At 73.7% G+C, this 16,499-nt stretch carries 13 protein-coding genes; 2 read left to right on the forward strand and 11 right to left on the reverse strand.

Translation table 11 applies throughout. The features are described from left to right. Nucleotides 1–4 precede the first annotated feature (4 nt). The 4 genes from ACQP0T_RS18830 to ACQP0T_RS18845 all read right to left on the reverse strand — a co-directional run bounded on the left by ACQP0T_RS18830 (nt 5) and on the right by ACQP0T_RS18845 (nt 5,220). Nucleotides 5–799 (reverse strand): polyprenol monophosphomannose synthase, encoded by a 795-nt coding sequence (locus ACQP0T_RS18830; protein WP_433869279.1) that lies wholly within the window; start codon nt 797–799, stop codon nt 5–7. Nucleotides 800–854: 55 nt separating this feature from the next. Continuing rightward, a complete protein-coding gene (lnt, locus tag ACQP0T_RS18835; protein ID WP_433869280.1) occupies nt 855–2,345 on the reverse strand; it encodes an apolipoprotein N-acyltransferase in 1,491 nt (496 codons plus the stop codon). 451 nt (nt 2,346–2,796) lie between these two features. Further along, the gene (locus ACQP0T_RS18840) at nt 2,797–4,416 is read right to left on the reverse strand and encodes an amidohydrolase (protein ID WP_345361779.1); all 1,620 of its coding nucleotides are present in this window, start codon (nt 4,414–4,416) and stop codon (nt 2,797–2,799) included. 132 nt (nt 4,417–4,548) lie between these two features. After that, nucleotides 4,549–5,220, reverse strand: coding sequence for an FxsA family protein (locus ACQP0T_RS18845; RefSeq protein WP_433869281.1), 672 nt, complete (start codon nt 5,218–5,220; stop codon nt 4,549–4,551). 121 nt (nt 5,221–5,341) lie between these two features. On the opposite strand from ACQP0T_RS18845, the gene ACQP0T_RS18850 reads away from it, so the two are divergent. Continuing rightward, nucleotides 5,342–6,421: a GDSL-type esterase/lipase family protein gene (locus tag ACQP0T_RS18850; protein ID WP_433869282.1), complete on the forward strand. Its 1,080-nt coding sequence runs from the start codon at nt 5,342–5,344 to the stop codon at nt 6,419–6,421. Between the two features lie 195 nt (nt 6,422–6,616). On the opposite strand, the gene ACQP0T_RS18855 is transcribed toward ACQP0T_RS18850, so the two are convergent. The 4 genes from ACQP0T_RS18855 to ACQP0T_RS18870 all read right to left on the reverse strand — a co-directional run bounded on the left by ACQP0T_RS18855 (nt 6,617) and on the right by ACQP0T_RS18870 (nt 9,558). Next, complete coding sequence (locus ACQP0T_RS18855; RefSeq protein WP_433869283.1) at nt 6,617–7,321, reverse strand: class I SAM-dependent DNA methyltransferase; 705 nt, start codon at nt 7,319–7,321, stop codon at nt 6,617–6,619. A gap of 239 nt (nt 7,322–7,560) precedes the next feature. After that, on the reverse strand, nt 7,561–7,890 hold the full coding sequence (locus ACQP0T_RS18860; protein WP_433869284.1) for a putative quinol monooxygenase: 330 nt from the start codon (nt 7,888–7,890) through the stop codon (nt 7,561–7,563). A gap of 49 nt (nt 7,891–7,939) precedes the next feature. After that, nucleotides 7,940–8,410 carry an Lrp/AsnC family transcriptional regulator gene (locus ACQP0T_RS18865; RefSeq protein WP_433869285.1) on the reverse strand — a complete coding sequence of 157 codons (471 nt, stop codon included), beginning with the start codon at nt 8,408–8,410 and terminating at the stop codon, nt 7,940–7,942. Then, nucleotides 8,407–9,558: a M24 family metallopeptidase gene (locus tag ACQP0T_RS18870; RefSeq protein WP_433869286.1), complete on the reverse strand. Its 1,152-nt coding sequence runs from the start codon at nt 9,556–9,558 to the stop codon at nt 8,407–8,409. The genes ACQP0T_RS18865 and ACQP0T_RS18870 overlap by 4 nt, the downstream gene beginning before the upstream one ends. A 327-nt stretch (nt 9,559–9,885) precedes the next feature. Between ACQP0T_RS18870 and ACQP0T_RS18875 the strand changes: the two genes are divergently transcribed. Next, nucleotides 9,886–10,806 (forward strand): 5'-3' exonuclease, encoded by a 921-nt coding sequence (locus ACQP0T_RS18875; RefSeq protein WP_433873772.1) that lies wholly within the window; start codon nt 9,886–9,888, stop codon nt 10,804–10,806. Between the two features lie 953 nt (nt 10,807–11,759). On the opposite strand, the gene ACQP0T_RS18880 is transcribed toward ACQP0T_RS18875, so the two are convergent. The 3 genes from ACQP0T_RS18880 to ACQP0T_RS18890 form a co-directional block, all read right to left on the reverse strand. Beyond that, nucleotides 11,760–12,968 (reverse strand): GNAT family N-acetyltransferase, encoded by a 1,209-nt coding sequence (locus tag ACQP0T_RS18880; RefSeq protein ID WP_433869287.1) that lies wholly within the window; start codon nt 12,966–12,968, stop codon nt 11,760–11,762. 63 nt (nt 12,969–13,031) lie between these two features. Beyond that, nucleotides 13,032–13,547, reverse strand: coding sequence for a DUF4333 domain-containing protein (locus ACQP0T_RS18885; RefSeq protein WP_433869288.1), 516 nt, complete (start codon nt 13,545–13,547; stop codon nt 13,032–13,034). 127 nt (nt 13,548–13,674) lie between these two features. Further along, complete coding sequence (locus ACQP0T_RS18890) at nt 13,675–16,449, reverse strand: DEAD/DEAH box helicase (protein ID WP_433869289.1); 2,775 nt, start codon at nt 16,447–16,449, stop codon at nt 13,675–13,677. Nucleotides 16,450–16,499: the final 50 nt, after the last annotated feature.

The raw sequence follows: 16,499 nt of genomic DNA on the forward strand, positions 1-16,499 counted from the left end.
CGCCCTACCGCCGACCGCGCAGCAGGCCCCACACCTGGCCGCCGCGCCGCTGCACACCCCACTGGGTGACGCGCACCAGCGCCTCGCGGACCACCTCACCGCTCATCTTCGAGCTGCCGTTCTCGCGCTCCACGAACGTGATGGGCACCTCGACCACGCGGAACCCGGCCGCCACCGCGCGCCACGCCAGATCCACCTGGAAGCAGTAACCCTGCGAGGCGACGTCGTGCAGCTCGACCGCCTCCAGGACCTCGCGCCGGTAGACCCGGTAACCCGCGGTGATGTCGTGGATGCCCACGCCCAGCGCCAGCTTGGCGTAGACGTTCGCGCCCCGGGACAGGAACTCCCGGTACCAGGGCCAGTTCACCGTCTGCCCGCCCGGCACGTACCGCGAGCCCAGCACCACGTCGGCCGACGCCCCGTCCGGCCCCAGCATCTCCAGGAGCCTCGGCAGGTCCTCCGGCGCGTGCGAGCCGTCCGCGTCCATCTCCACCACCGCCTCGTACGAACGGCTCAGCGCCCACTCGAAGCCCGCCACGTACGCGGCGCCGAGCCCGGCCTTGGCGGTGCGGTGCAGCACGGTGACCCGCTCGTCGGCCGCGGCGAGCCGGTCGGCGACCGCCCCGGTGCCGTCCGGGCTGCCATCGTCGACGACCAGCACGTGCGCCGCGGGGGTCGCGTCGAGCAACCGCCGCACCACCGGTTCGATGTTGTCCCGCTCGTTGTAGGTGGGGATCACCACCAGCACCGAGTCCGGAACGGCCGCGGCAGCGCCTTCGTGGGCTCGCCGGATCGCCATGCATGTCCTCCCGGCCGACCACCCGGTCGGCCCGCTCGCTTCGCTTCGGCTGCGCTCAGCCCTTACCGCTGCGCCGGGGCCGCCACGTGAACAGCAGGGCGCCCGCGCCCAGCGCCACCAGTCCCCAACCCGGTGCGCTGCCCAGCATCGTGGCCACGGTCCGCTCGGAGCGCAGCGGCACCTCGGCGCTCAGGTTCTCCGCGGTGAACAGCTCGGTCTGCTGCGCGACGGTGCCGTCCGGGCGGACGATCGCGCTGACCCCGCTGGTCGCCGCGACGACCACCGCCCGGCCGTGCTCCACCGCGCGCAGCCGCGACATGGCCAGCTGCTGGTAGCTCATCTCGGAGTGGCCGTACCAGGCGTTGTTCGTCGGCACCGCGAGCAGCGTCGCGCCCTCCCGCGCGGCGCCCCGGTAGACGTCGTCGTAGGCGACGTCGTAGCAGATGCCGACGCCCAGCCGGACCGGTCCGACGTCGAACACGCCCGGCTCGTCAGCGGCCACCATGTCCTCCCGGAACCGGTCGACGAACGGGCTCACCAACCGCGCCACCGGGCGCATCGGGATGGTCTCGGCGAAGGGCACCAAGTGCTGCTTGACGTACTCCTCGGCGGCTCCGCTCCCCGGCTCCCACTCCACCACGCGGTTGCGGAAGCCGCCGTCGGCGTCCTCGCTGAGACCGCCGACGACGAGCGGGACGCCCAGCCGGGACGCCAGGGCGTCGAGCTCCGGATCGACGCGCTGCGGTCCCCAGTCCCCGATCTGCTCCGGCAGCACGACCAGGTCCGGCTTGGCCACCCGGCCCGCCTCGATGTCGTCCGCGAGCCGGTGCGCCGCCCGGAGGTGGTTGGCCCGCAGCTCGTCGTCGGCGTAGAGCAGCCCGAGCCCGAGGTTCGGTGCGTTGCCCTGCACCACCGCCACGCGCGCGGTGCCCTCCTGCGGGGCGGTGCTGATCGAGGGGAACACGGCGAGCCCGCCGACGACCGGGACCAGGGCGGCGGCGAGCCCACCCGCCCAGCGGCGGGGCGACTGCCGGATCCGCAGCGCCACCAAGGCGATCCCGCTCCCGGACAGCGCCACCGCGAAGGTCACCAGCGGAGCTCCGCCGATCGAGGCCAGCGGCAGGAACAAGCCCTCCGCCTGGGTGAATGCCAAGCGCCCCCAGGGGAAACCGCCGAAGGGCGCGCTGGAGCGCAGCGCCTCGGCGGCGACGAAGACGGCGGCCATCCAGACCGCGGCTCCGGGCAGCCTGCTGACCCGGGCCATCGCGGCTCCGGCGAGGCCGAAGAACAGCGCTTCGACGAGCACCACCCCGAGCCAGGGCCACGGTCCGAAGTCGGCCCCGAGGAAGTCCTGCAACCAGCCCAGCAGCGGCAGCAGGAACGCCGCGCCGAACAGCAGGCCGAAGCCGAAGCCGGCCCGGGCCCGCCGTCCGACGACCGCGAACGCCAGCACCGCGAACGCCGGCGGGGCCAGCCACCACAGCTCCCGCGGCGGCGAACCGGCGTAGAGCGCGAAGCCCGCCACCGCGACCGCCAGCAGGCGCACCGCGAACGCGAAGGGGGATCGTCCTCCGGACCCGCTTGCTGACTGCGCGCGGCGGGAGGCACTCGCCGTGGGGACAACCACCCGATCAACCTACTCGGTACCTGCGGGCCGGGGGCGGACGCCCGGCCGGGACGTGCAACTCGACGTGCGCGGTGCGCACCCGCCAAATGTACGCCGGTGCGGTGCGCGGAGGCCGCGGGCGGTGACCTCCGCTACCGGCGGCGGGAGCCCGGGCGCGCGCTCCTGCCGATCTCCACCGGTTCGAGTGATGCGAAAAGGTGTTCGAAGAGGTCACTCTGGAGCCATGACCAGAACCGCCGGTACCGGCCTCCCGCAGCGCTCCCGCCGCCCGATCGCGCCTCCGCACCACGCGCCCCGCCCCGACGTCTCCGCGCCGACGAGGCGGGACCGACCACCGGGTGCGCGCACCGGGCCCGCACCACCGGGCAGATCAGACGATGTCGTCGTCCTCGGGCTCCCGCACGAAGATGGTCTCGCCGCGCAGCACCGTCCGCAGGCACCGGGGCAGCCGGGCCTCGGGCGACACGTCGGGCAGCGCGGGCACTCCGGAACGGGGGTCGGTGGACCACCGCTGGACCCGCGAGTCCGAGGTCGCCACCACCAGTTCGCCGGCCTCCCACACCGCGTAGGTGGCCGGAGCCCCGGGGACCAGCGTGCCGGTCAGACCGTCGTCCACCCCGGCCGCACGCCAGCCGCCGCGGGTGTGGGCGTTGAACGCCGCACGTGGCGAGATGCCGTGCCCCTCGGTGCGGTGGTGCACCGCGGCCCGCACCGCGGCCCACGGTTCGAGCGGCGTCACCGGGGCGTCGGAGCCGAACGCCAGCAGCACGCCGTCGGCGGCCAACCGGGAGAACGGGTTGAGGCGGACGCCGCGCTCGCTGCCGAGCCGCCGGGCGTACATGTCGCCGGGTCCGCCCCAGGTCGCGTCGAACAGCGGCTGCACCGACGCGACCACGCCGAACTTCCCCAGCAGCGCGGCCTGGTCCGCGTCGATCATCTCGAGGTGTTCCAACCGGTGCCGCGCGGCGGCCAGCGCGGGCACCCCGAGGATGTCGGCCGCCCGGCGGAAGCCCTCGCAGACCTCGGCCACGCCCGCGTCCCCGATGACGTGGAAACCGGCCTGCATCCCGGCGCGGGTGCACGCCACCAGGTGCTCGCACACGGCGGCCGCGTCGAGGTAGAGCACCCCGCAGGTCGCCGGTTCGTCGGCGTAGGGATCGCGCAGGGCCGCCGTGCGGGAGCCCATCGCGCCGTCGACGAACAGATCACCGGCGAGGCCGTGCGCGCCGAGCTGGGAAGCCCGGTGCACCGCCCCGAGTTCGCCCCAGTACCCGACGACCTCCGGCACACCGCCGCGCCGGGACAGCGCGAGCAGGTCCGCGAGGTCGTCGGCGCCGGAGATGTCCGGGCCCGCGCACTCGTGCACGCAGGCCACGCCCTGCGAGGCCGCGTGCCGCAGGAACGCCGACTGCGCCTCCCGGCGCTGCCCGGGCTCCAACGCGTCGCGGGCGGCGCGGCGGACGTGGTGGTGGGCGACCCGGGTCAGCGGGCCGTCCGGGCTCCAGCCCTCGGCCTCGCGGGCCAGCGGCGTCTGCTCGACCAGCGCGGTGGACACCAGGGCGGAGTGGACGTCGATGCGGGAGAGGTACACCTGGGCGCCGCCCGAGGCGGTGTCGATCTCGGCCCGCGTCGGCGGACGGCGCTCGGGCCACCACGTCTCGTCCCAGCCGTGCCCCCACACCAGCGTGCCGGGGTACTCGGCCACGTGGTCGCGCAACGCGTGCAGGAACTCGGTGAGCGAGGCGCAACCGGTCAGGTCGAGCCCGTTGAGGAGCAACCCCGTGGAGGTGGCGTGCACGTGGGCGTCGACGAAGGCCGGTGCCACGAACGCCCCGGCGAGATCGACCACCTCCGCGTCGGGGTGCAGTGCTCGGCCGACCCCATCGGAACCGACCCAGGCGATGACGCCGTTGGTCACCGCCATCGCGGTGGCGTCGGTGTCGGCGGGCGAGTGGATCCGACCACCGAGCAACAACGTGGTGTCCGACATGTCCTTGGTGTTTCCCTGTTCCGGGTGTTCGTCAGCGCAAGTCGTGGACGGCCGGGGCGTGCGAGGTCCGGCCGCGATCGTTCTGACGAGCTTACCCGGCTGCCCTCGGACGCCGACGCGACGCCGACCCCTCTACCGGCGCCGCTCGCCCTCCGAGCGCCCTGCCTGCGCAGACGAGTCGGGCGGCAGCACCCGAGGTGCCTCGGACCGCTCCGGACCGGACTTCCCGCTGCCGGAGCCGGACTCGTCGTCCTCGGTGACCGAGACCACCTCGCCGTCGATGACGTCGCTCCGACCGGCGGCGGAACCGGAACTCCCGGTGGCCCCGGGACTCCCGGTGGCGCCGCCCTGGCGGGGCACCCCGAAGCCGGCCTGCCCGAACCCTTCACGCCCGAAGCCTTCACGTTGCGCCCGCTGGCCGTGCAGCCAGAGCTGGTCCTGCATCTGCTTGCTGCGCCGCTCGGCGGCCCGCAGCATCCGCTTGCGCACCAGCGCGCGGGTGGGCGGGAAGAGGAACAGCAGCCCGGCGACGTCGCTGACCAGGCCCGGGAGGATGATGAGCAGCCCGCCCGCGGCAATCAGCACGCCATCGGACATCTCGCGGTCCACGGGTCGGCGCGCGCGAGCCGCGTCGCGCATCTCGGCGAGCGTGCGGCGGCCTTCCCGGCGCAGCAGCCAGGTGCCCAGCACTGCGGCGAGCACCAGCAGGCCCAGGGTCGGCAGCAGGCCGATCGCCTGGCCGACGCCCACGAGCACGCCGATCTCGACCACACCGGCGACGAGGAGCATTACGAGGATCGGCACGGTGTCGGCACCCTCCTGTCGATGGCTTGCACCCGGTACAACGTCGGAGACCCGACAAATGCTCCCGTTCTGGACGAGGCGCTGAACACGCCCCCGGGCCAGCACAATAGACTCCTAGCCGATGCGGGCGCAGACGACGAGAACCCTCAGCTTCTTCCTGGTCGGGAGCGTGCTTGCGCTCGCCTTGCTGGTCAGCGACCGGTATCTCCCCGGCGTTCCCTTGCAACCCAAACAGCTCCCGGAAGCCGTGGTGACGATCGGGGACAGCACCCTCGCAGGCGAAGGGGGCGGCAACTACGAGCCCGGCACCAATGGCGAGAACGGCAACTGGTGCCACCGCTCCCCCGCGGCGCCGGTCCACCAGCTCGACCTGCCCAGCACGGTGACCAGGATCAACCTGGCCTGCTCCGGTGCGAAGACCGATCTGCTGCGCGCGGAGCCGGTGCCGGGCCACGCGGAGGGCTCCCAGATCAAGCAGCTCGCCGAGGTCGCGCGCCAGTACCGGGTCACCGACGTCATCGTGCAGATCGGTGCGAACGACGACCCGGGCTTCATCAACGTGGTCAACAAGTGCGTCGAGGCGTGGGCGAGGCAGGCGCCCGGTGGTTGCTCCGAGCAGATGCGGGGGCAGTGGACGGAGCGGCTGGAGCGGATGCAGCCGAAGGTCGCCGCCGCGCTGGCCGACATCCGCGCCGCCATGGACGACGCCGGGTACCTGCCGCAGAGCTATTCCCTCGTCGTCCAGTCCTACGCCTCCCCGGTCGGCCCCGACATCCACCCGGAGCTGCAGAACCTGTCCGGCTGCCCGTTCCTGACCAAGGACCTGCGCTGGATCCAGCAGACCGGCGTTCCGCAGCTCTCCGAGGCGCTGCACGAAGTCGCCCGAGGTGCCGGGGCCCGGTTCCTCGACCTCTCCCGCTCGGCGGCCGGGCACCACGCGTGCAGCGGCGATCCGCAGACCGCCGAGGGCGAGTGGTTCACGCGCCTGACCGTGGACTGGGAGAGCCTCCAGGACGAGCGCCGCGCCGGGCACGCGATGCAGGAGTCCTACCACGCCAACGCCGCGGGGCACGCCGCGCTCGGCGACTGCCTGAGCGAGTTCCTCCGCAACGAGGAGCAGCACGCGGTGTGCCTCGACGACGGCCAGGGCGGGCTGGAGGCGGTGCCCGGTCACGTCGCCGCCGAACGGACGCACCCCTAGGAGCGGGGGCACCACGGGCCCACCCGCCCGGGACTGCGGAACCACGACGCGGGCATCCCTGCGCCCCACGGGTTGCGCGGGTGGCACATCCGACCCGGACGCCCGCGGGTGGGCGCGCCCGCAGGCGGCGCGGTCGCAGGCGGCGCGGTCGCAGGCGGCGCGGTCGCAGGCGGCGCGGTCGGGCGTTCCACCGCCTCAGCCGGGCGCGACCGCGCGGACGTGCAGCAGCAGCGGTTCGGCGGTGAGCATCGAGAACGTCTCGAGATCGAGCTCGCGCAGTTCCGGCAGCGGTTGGGGCTCCTCGACGGCCTCCACCGCGAACCCGGCCTCGCGCAGCGCGCCGAACACGGACGCCAGAGGCCGGCGGTAGAAGGAGACCTCGATCCGCTCGCCGCCGATGGTCCAGGTCTCGTCGACGAGTGCCGTCGACCAGTAGTCGGCGCCCCCGTGGCGCCGCCAGTCGAAGGACGGGTGGTGGATCGAGAAGACCAGCGCCCCGCCCGGTGCCAGGCACCGGCGCAGCTCGGCGAGCAGCGGGCCCCAGTCTTCGACGTAGTGCAGCACCAGCGAGGCGATCACCAGCTCGACGGAGCCGGTGGGCACCGGGACCGGCGGCCGTCCCAGGTCGGTCACGGCGAACCGGGCAGCCGCACCCACCCGGCGCCGGGCCAGTTCGACCATCCTGGGTTCGCGGTCGAGCGCGATCAGGTCCGCACCGCGCGCGACGAGCTGCTCGGAGAGCACCCCGGCGGCGCAGCCCAGTTCCAGCACCGGGACAGCCGCGAGATCGCCGGCCAGGCCCAGGATCGCCGGGCGGTCGAGGTAGGCGTTGACGGGTCCGTCCTCGGAGTGCTTCGCGTAGGACTCGGCGAAGTCGTCGTACACCGCGTTGGTCAGCACCAGCGGGACACTAGTCAGTCCCGGTCCGCCCGGACAGCCCCGGACGACCGCCGCACCGCACCGGCCCGGGGGCGGTCACCTGCGCCGTCCCGCGCCGTCGGTCGATGCGGTACGCCGCCCCGCCGACCGGATCGGTACCACCACATCCGGCGGCGGGGCGGGCCCCGTCAGCCTCCCGGACCAGATCAGGCTCCGGGGTCGGTCAGCCCCTCGGGACGGCCGGCCTTCCCCGGGGACGGTCAGCTCTCGGGGACGGCCATCTCGCCGAGCAGCGACCAGTCCTCCTGGTCCACGTTGACGTTGACCACCCGGGGCGTTTCGACGAGGTGCGGCGGCAAGGTCCGCTGCGCCTTGCGGAAGTGGTCGGACTGCACGTGCGCGGCACCGGCCTCGCCGTCCCGGAACGCCTCGACGAGCACGTACTCGTTCGGGTCCTCGAGACTGCGGGACCAGTCGAACCACAGGCAGCCGGCTTCGGCCCGGGTGTCCCGGGTGAACTCCGCGGTGATCTCGGGCCACTGGTCGGCGTCCTCCGGCTTGACCCGGAACTTGGCGGTGATGAAGATCATCGGGATCCCTCCTCTGATGCGTGGTGCACGTCCGCGATGCCTGGTCGTGTCAGATCGCGGGCGGGCGGTTCTCGAACGGGGTGGACAGCACGACGGTGGTCCGGGTGGAGACCTTGGCCGCCTCCCGGATCTGCCGCAGCAGCTCCTCCAGGCCCAGCGGGGACGCGACCCGCACCTGGAGGATGTAGGACTCGTCCCCGGCCACCGAATAGCACGACTCGATCTGCGGCAGGTGTTCGAGGCGCTGCGGGTAATCGTCCGGCGCGGCCGGGTCGATCGGGGTGAGCGAGATGAACGCCGTCATCGGCAGCCCGATCTGGTCACCGTCCACTCTGGCCGCATACCCCTGCAGCGCGCCGCGCTGCTCCAGGCGCCGCACTCGCTGGTGCACGGCCGAGACGCTCAGCCCGACCCGCTCGGCGAGGTCGGTGAAGCTGCACCGGCCGTCGCGGGCGAGCTCGCGCAGGATGGCGCGGTCGGTGGCCTCGAGCTCGGGCGCGTTGCCGGACTTGTCGCTCACGCCGGTAGCTCCACCAGCTCGTGCGGCTGGTTGTTCACGCTCTCGACGCCCTCGTCGGTCACCACCACGATGTCCTCGATCCGGGCGCCCCACCGCCCCGGCTGGTAGATGCCCGGCTCGATGCTGAACGCCATGCCGGGTTCGAGCGGCAACCGGTTCCCGCCCACCACGTACGGCTCCTCGTGGACGTCCAAGCCGATGCCGTGTCCGGTGCGGTGGACGAAGAACTCGCCGAATCCGGCGGCGGCGATGGGTTCGCGGGCGGCGGCGTCGATCGACTCCGCGGTCGCCCCGGGGCGCACGGCCTCCACCGCGGCGCGCTGGGCGGCCTGCAGCACCGCGTAGGTGTCGCGGACGTCGGACTGCGCGGGCGCGCCGATCGAGTAAGTGCGGGTGCAGTCGGAGTTGTAGCCGGCGGGGATCGGCCCGCCGATGTCGACGACGACCACGTCGCCGCGTTCGATCACCCGGTCCGACAGGGCGTGGTGCGGGCTCGCCCCGTTGGGCCCGGAGCCGACGATGACGAAGTCGGCGTGGGTGTGACCTTCGGCGACGATCGCCGCGGCGATGTCGGCACCGACCTCGGCTTCGGTGCGGCCCGCGGTGAGGAACTCCGCCATCCGGGCGTGCACGCGGTCGATCGCGCCTCCTGCCGTGCGCAGCGCCTCGATCTCCGCGGCGTCCTTGCGCATCCGGAGCTGGCGCAGCACCGGTCCCGCCAGCAGCTGCACGGCGTCCGGCATCACGTCGCGCAGCGGCATCGTGTGCAGCGCGGGCATCGCGTCGGCGACGGCGAGGCGGCGCGGCGCGCCGGAACGGCGCAGCAGCTCCGCGACGATGGCGTGCGGGTCCTGCCCGTCCACCCAGGTGACGACCTCGATGCCCAGCTCCTCGGCGGGGACGTCGGCGTAGCCGAGCTCCTCCAGCTTCGGGACCACGAGCGCGGGCGCCGCCGACCGCCCTGCGGCAGGCAGCACCAGGCAGCTCAGCCGCTCGAACGACTCACCACCGGCGCCGATGAGGTAGCGCAGGTCGGAACCGGGCGAGATCAGCAACGCATCCAGGTTCGCCGCGGCGGCGGTGTCTGCGGCCTTGTCGAGGCGAGCCGCGAGCACGGACGGGTCCTGCTTCATCGAGACGGTGGCCATGACCCCAGCCTAAGGGGTCCTTTCCGGAAGCGGCGGACCGCTCGCGGTGCACCCGATCGAGCGACGGTGCCGCGGGGCCTCGCCTCGCCCCGACGCGCCGGGGCCGCGGGGTGCGGGAGCCCGGGCCGAAGCGGCGTGCGGAATCCCGCCTCCCGCAGCGAATCCGAAAGCCGTTCGGGAGACATTCCCGGCGCCGTACCGGTTCCCGGCGGTGGTCCCCTCCGTCAGCGGCGCCCAGGCCGGTGCTGCGCCCGCGGGGCGTCCGCTGGGGAGCGGCGCGCATGTCGGGGCGGCGTGACAAGCTTGTCGACCGTGACTGGTCCTCTGATGCTGGTGGATTCGGCGGGGCTGTGGTTCCGCTCGTACTACGCGCTGCCGGACTCGCTGACCTCGCCCGACGGAATCCCGGTGAACTCGGTGCGCGGCTTCTGCGACATGCTCGCCAAGCTGATCGCCGACCGGCGGCCTGGGCGGTTGGTCGCCTGCCTCGACGCCGACTGGCGTCCGCAGTTCCGGGTGGACGCGCTGCCGTCGTACAAGGCGCACCGGGTCGCCGAGGCGGATCCGGCGGAAGAGGAGGTGCCCGACGCGCTCTCCCCCCAGATCCCGGTGATCATGGAGGTGCTCGACGCCGCCGGGATCACCACCGCCGAGGCGACCGGCTACGAAGCCGACGACGTCATCGGGGCGCTGGCCGAGCGCGAGCAGCGCGATGCGGTGGAGGTCGTCACCGGTGACCGCGACCTGTTCCAGCTCGTGCGGACCGGCCCCACGCCGGTCCGGGTGATCTACGTCGGCGCCGGGCTGGCCAAGGCGCAGGACTACGGTCCCGACGAGCTCGCCGAGCGGTACGCGCTCTCGGCCGGGCGAGCGGGGGACGATTACGCGGACATGGCGGTGCTGCGCGGCGATCCGTCGGACGGTCTGCCCGGGGTCGCCGGGATCGGTGAGAAGACGGCCGCGAAGCTGATCACCCAGTTCGGTTCGCTCGACGGGTTGCTGACCGCCGCGCGCGACCGCCACCCCGGACTGACCCCGCGCCAGCGCGGCAAGCTGGCCGACGCCGCCGAGTACCTGGCGGCGGCCCCGGCGGTGGTCCGGGTGGTGCGCGACGCACCGGTCGAGCTCGACCGCGAGGACGACGCGCTCCCCCGCGACGCGGTGGACCTGGAGCGGCTCGCCGACCTCCAGCGGCGGTGGGGGCTCGGCACGAGCGTCGACCGGCTCCGCGACGCACTCCTCGGCTGAGCCTGGTCCGGGTGGGTGCCACTCCCAGGGCCGCGTTCGCCGATGGTGTGCGTCGCTGGACCTCAATGGCCGTGCGCCGAGCCGTCCCGTTGTCCGGCGTCGCGGTCCTCCTCGCGCGGGGACCGCTGCGAACCCGCGGCGGTGCCGGGCGCACAGCGGCTCCGCCGCTTCCCGACGGAGCCCCTAAGCCGGGACGGTCCGCCGTGCCGCCTTCGCCCGATAACCGACCCAGAAACCGACCACTCCCGCGCTGACCACCGCCAGCACGCCGACCACGTGGAGCATTCCTCGTCCTTCCCGATGGGGGCGCTCGGGCGCCACCAGGAACTCGAACATCACTCAGGGTGAGGTTCTCCCGCGACGGGAACGTTGCCCGGCGATGACGGCAGAGGAACATCCCCGCAGCTGTCCGGGCGTGAGCGCCGGGAAGCGGGACACCGGCCGCCGCGTTCCACGCGCAGGCCCTCACTTCACTCGAACGAGTTTAGCGGTGCGGAGGAGCCGCCCCGCTCGAGGACATCGCCGACGCCCGGCGCAGCACCAACTCCTCCGGGTGCTCGGCACGCGGTGACGTCCGCTCCGCGACGTCCTCCCGGGAGCGGGCCGCACGACCCGACGTCTATCCGCACGCGATCGCTTCCCGTGGGTGCGGCACCCCTGGGAGGGCGGCGCGGACGCGCGAGCCCACGGGTCGTGCGGCCCGCGAGCCCGCGAGCGTTCTCCGCAGTCGTGGCCGCACCGAGCCGGCCCACCTCGCGTTCCCGCGTGCGGAACCGGACCGCCAGGACGTCCTGTGTGGACCGGGCCCGACGCGGCCCCGGACGGGTTCCGGTGCGCGACGCGCCCCAGCACCCGTGCGGCGGTCCGTTCCAGGAGCGGTGGGCGCCCGAGGAACCGGCCACCGCGCCCCGCACTCGCGCGTCCACGGCCCCGAAGGGCGTCACCGGGTGCGCTCAGAACGGGGTGCCGCACCACGGCACGACGTCGGTGGTGAACAGGTGGTCGGCGCCGGGCAGCGCCGCCGGCTCGTGCACCTGGACCCGCCCGGCCGCGGCCAGCGCCGACACCGACACGTCACCGAGGTACAGGGCGGCCAGCGCGGAGACGTCCATGCTGAGCTGGGGGCGCTGCTCGGTCCGCTCGACGTCCTCCGGCCCGATCCGGTAGGTGCCCTCGTTGTCGGGCAGGAACCGGTCGTGGACTTCGACGAGGACCGGTTCGGCGGCGTTGAACGTCCGGGCGCGCAAGGCCGCCGCCACGTCCACCAGCCGCAGCCACAGGTCGTCGCCGACCGCGGTGGTGCGGCAGGCGCGGCGGTCCACCATCAACCACTCCACCGGCTCGTCCAGCGGGCGGTCCACCGCCACGATCCGGTCGGTGAGATCGCGTTCGAACAGGAACCGCCACAGCTCCGCGGCCGCGATGGCGTCGCCCGCCACCAGATCGCGCACCTGGAGGGTGACCGTGCCGTCGTCGAACCGGTGGTCGCGGCTCTTGGGCTCGTAGCGCAGGAAACCGTCCGGGACACCGGCCGGGTCGTAGTGCACGACCGCCACCGCGTCCCGCGGCGCCATCGCCAGGTTCATGTCCCACCACGCGTCGCCGCGGACGATGGAACCCGGCCGGACCAGCCCGAGCCCCCGGTACACGTCGGGCAGCACCGTGCGGGCGGCTTCCGGGTCCAGCAGGTCCATCCGCCCGCCGCGCGGGGCGTCCGGGCGCAGCGCCGCGCGGAACCGGTCCAGCGAGACCGTCCGGGAGCGGGTCGCCACGCCGTAGCCGAAGCGCTCGTAGATCACCGCTTCGGAGGCGTGCAGCATCGTCACCGGCTCGCCGCGTTCCCGGGTGTCGTCGAACTGCGCCCGCATGAGGCCGGTGAGCACCCCGCGGCGGGTCCGGTCGGCCCGCACCCCGACACCGGTGACCGCCCCGGCCGGCACTTCCGCCCCGCCGGGCACCGCCAGCGCCGAGGTGCCCGTCAACGCGGTCCCCGCCAGCTCGCCGTCGAGGAAACCGCCGAACACCCGGCCGGGCTCGGACGTCCGCGACACCGACTTCCACATCTCGTCGGTGACCGGGGGGAGGTTCAACGCGCGCATGAACAGGTCGCGGGCAGGGCGGAACTCGGTGTCGGCGAGGGGCCGGAACTCGTGTGCGTGCACGTCCCCGATCCTGCCCCGCCGGACCGCGCCCGTCGACCGGAATTCCCGCGGTGACCGGAGCGCTCAGCGCGGGTGGCCGACCTCGTACACGCCGCGCTCGTTCTTCACCGTGATCACGACCGTCCGGGTCTGCCCGTCGACGCGGACCTGGCACTCGAAGCGGCGCCCGGGCTCGACCGGCTCACCCTCCGGGCACCGGACCTGCTCGATCCCGGCGAGCTGGTAGGACTCCGCGAGCGTGCGCTCCACGCCCTTCTCCACGCTCGACGCGTCGAGCACGGTGCGGTTGAACCAGCCGGGCGCGATGAACCCCAGCACGCCGACGACGGCCGCCACCACCACGAGCCCCACGGCGGTCAGCACCCAGGGCAGCGCCGAGCGCTTCCGGCGCGGCGGCTGCGGCCCCCCGAACCCGCGTCCCCCGAACATTTCGGGCTGCTGCGGCGCCGCGTAACCCCCGTAGCCGTATCCCGGCGGTTGCTGCGGATAGCCGCCGGGCGGGCCATACCCCTGCGGGTACGCCGGTCCGGGCGGACCCCACTGGGGCGCACCGCCGGGCGGACCGTAGGGGCTGGACATCGACACCTCCGCACCGGTCATCACACGTTCGCGGTAGATCCAACCACAACCGCTCCCGCGCTCGCGTCGCCCGGCCGGGCTCAGCGCCGCCGACGACGGCGCGGCCGGGCACCGAACGGGATGCGCTTCAGACCGCGCCGGCGGCCACGACCCCGCGCCGGATCGCCGTGACGGCCTTGGCCGCCGCCGAACCGACCGGATCGGCCTTGCCGGTGACCTCCCGGACCTGGTCGAGCAGGTCGACGACCTGGCGGCACCACCGCACGAAGTCGCCCGCCGAGAGCTCGTGCCCGGCGCTCTCCGCCGTGGTCAGCACTCGTTCCAGCGATTCACCGCGCGCCCAGCGGAACACCGGCCAGGCGAAACCCGGATCGGGTTCGCGGGTCCGGTCGAGCCGGTGCCGCCGCTCGTCGTCCTCCAGCTCGCTCCACAGCCGCCAGGTCTCGTCCAGCGCATCGCTGATCGGGCCGGCCGGCACCTGCGGCGCGAGCCCCTCTCGGCGCGATTCGTAGACCAGCGCGGAGACGACCGCGGCGAGCTCGGCCGGGCCCAGCCCGCGCCACGCCCCGGCCCGCAGGCACTCGGCGGCCAGCAGGTCGGACTCGCTGTAGAGCTGGGACAGCCGACGCCCGTCACCGGTGACCGGCTTCTCGGGTTCCTCGGGCACGAGGTACTCCCGCTCGGACAGCAGCGCGACGATCTTGTCGAACGAGCGGGCCAACGAGTGCGTGGTGGCCGAGACCTTGCGGCGGAGCTGCTCGGTCTCGGTCCGCAGCCGCTCGTGGCGCTCGGCCCAGCGCGCGTGGTTCTCCCGGTCGTCGCAGCCGTGGCAGGGGTGGGCGCGCAGCGCCCGGCGCAGGGTGGCCAGCTCCTCGTCGTCGGCGGCGTCGGAGCGGCGGCGCGAACGACGTCCCTCCGAGGGGCTCAGCCCGGTGTTGCGCAGCGTCGAGGCCAGGTCGCGCCGGGACTTCGGCGACCGGGTGTCGACGTGCTTGGGCAGCTTCAGCTTGCCCAGCGGCTCCACCGGCGAGGTGAAGTCGGCCACCGACAGCCGTCCCGACCAGCGGTCCTCGGTCACCACCAGCGGACGCGGTTCGTCGAGGTGTTCCACGCCCGGGTCGATGACCACGGCCAGCCCGGACCGGCGACCGGAGGGCACCGCGATCACGTCGCCCTTGCGCAGCTTCTCCAGCGACTTGGCCGCCTCCGCGCGCTGGGAGGCGCGGTTCTGCCGGGACAGGTACTTCTCCCGCTCCGAGATCCGCCTGCGGAGCTGGAAGTACTCCTGGAAGTCCCCGAGGTGGCATTCCATCGCCTCGGCGTAGCCGCCGAGCGCCTCGGCGTTGCGCTCGATCCGCCGGGACTGGCCCACCACCGACCGGTCGGCCTGGAACTGGGCGAAGGACTGCTCCAGCAGGTCCCGAGCGGCGTCCCGGCCGACGCGCTGCACCAGGTTGACCGCCATGTTGTAGCCGGGGCGGAAGGAGGACCGCAGCGGGTAGGTGCGGGTCGAGGCCAGCCCGGCGACCTGCTTCGGGTCCACCCCGGGCTGCCACACCACGACGGCGTGGCCCTCCACGTCGATGCCGCGCCGCCCCGCGCGGCCGGTGAGCTGGGTGTACTCGCCGGGGCTGAGGTCGACGTGGGACTCGCCGTTGAACTTGACCAGCCGCTCCAGCACGACCGTGCGGGCGGGCATGTTGATGCCCAGCGCCAGCGTCTCGGTCGCGAACACCGCCTTGACCAGGCCGCGGACGAACAGCTCCTCGACGGTCTCCTTGAACGCGGGCAGCAGCCCGGCGTGGTGGGCGGCGACCCCGTGCTCCAGCGCGTCCCGCCACTCCCAGTACCCGAGCACGGTCAGGTCCGACTCGGGCAGCGACGCGGTGTGCTCGTCGATCACCTCGCGGATCTCCGCGAGCTCGTCCTCGGTGGTCAGCCGCAGGCCGGCGCGCAGGCACTGGGCGACCGCCGCATCGCAGCCCGCCCGGCTGAAGATGAACACGATGGCGGGCAGCAGCCCCGCCGCGTCGAGTCCGCTGAGCACCTCGACCCGCGACGGCGGGAAGAACCGCGGCGGGCGCTGACCGCCGCGCTTGGGCGGTGGCGCGCCGCGCTGCCGCTGCGGCGCGTGGGTGCGGGTGATCTGCTGGGTCCGGCGCAGCAGGTGCGGGTTGATCGTCAGCTCGCGACCCTCGGACTCGCCGCCGAACAGGTCGAACATCCGGGAGCCGACCAGCATGTGCTGCCACAGCGGCACCGGGCGGTGCTCGTCGACGACCACCGTGGTCTCGCCGCGCACCTCCTGCAGCCACTCGCCGAACTCCTCGGCGTTGCTCACCGTCGCCGACAGGCTGGCGAGCTGCACGTGGTCGGGCAGGTGCAGGATGACCTCTTCCCAGACCGCACCGCGGAACCGGTCGGCGAGGTAGTGCACCTCGTCCATCACGACGTACCCGAGCTGGTCCAGGCTGCGCGACCCGGCGTAGAGCATGTTGCGCAGCACCTCGGTGGTCATCACCACCACCTGCGCGTCGCCGTTGACCGAGGTGTCACCGGTGAGCAGCCCGACGGCGTCGGTGCCGTGCCGCTCGCACAGGTCCGCGTACTTCTGGTTGGACAGCGCCTTGATCGGCGTGGTGTAGAAGCACTTGCGGCCCTCGGCGAGCGCGAGGTGCACCGCGAACTCCCCGACGACGGTCTTGCCCGCGCCGGTCGGGGCGCACACCAGCACCCCGCGCCCCGCCTCGAGGGCCTGGCAGGCGGTGCGCTGGAACGGGTCCAGCTCGAAGTCCATCCCCCCGGCGAAGTCGGCCAGTCCGGGATGTGCGCTGCGGCGGTTGTGCGCCGCGTAGGCCTCGGCTGGGGTCAGCTTGGCGGTGTCGGAACGGCTTGCAGCCACCCCCCAAGGCTTTCACATCGAGCCGACGCACGTCGCGGGCACGGCCCCGC

Origin of the sequence: Saccharopolyspora sp. CA-218241 (assembly GCF_050954615.1) — a bacterium.
Classification (GTDB): Bacteria; Actinomycetota; Actinomycetes; order Mycobacteriales; family Pseudonocardiaceae; genus Saccharopolyspora; species Saccharopolyspora cebuensis.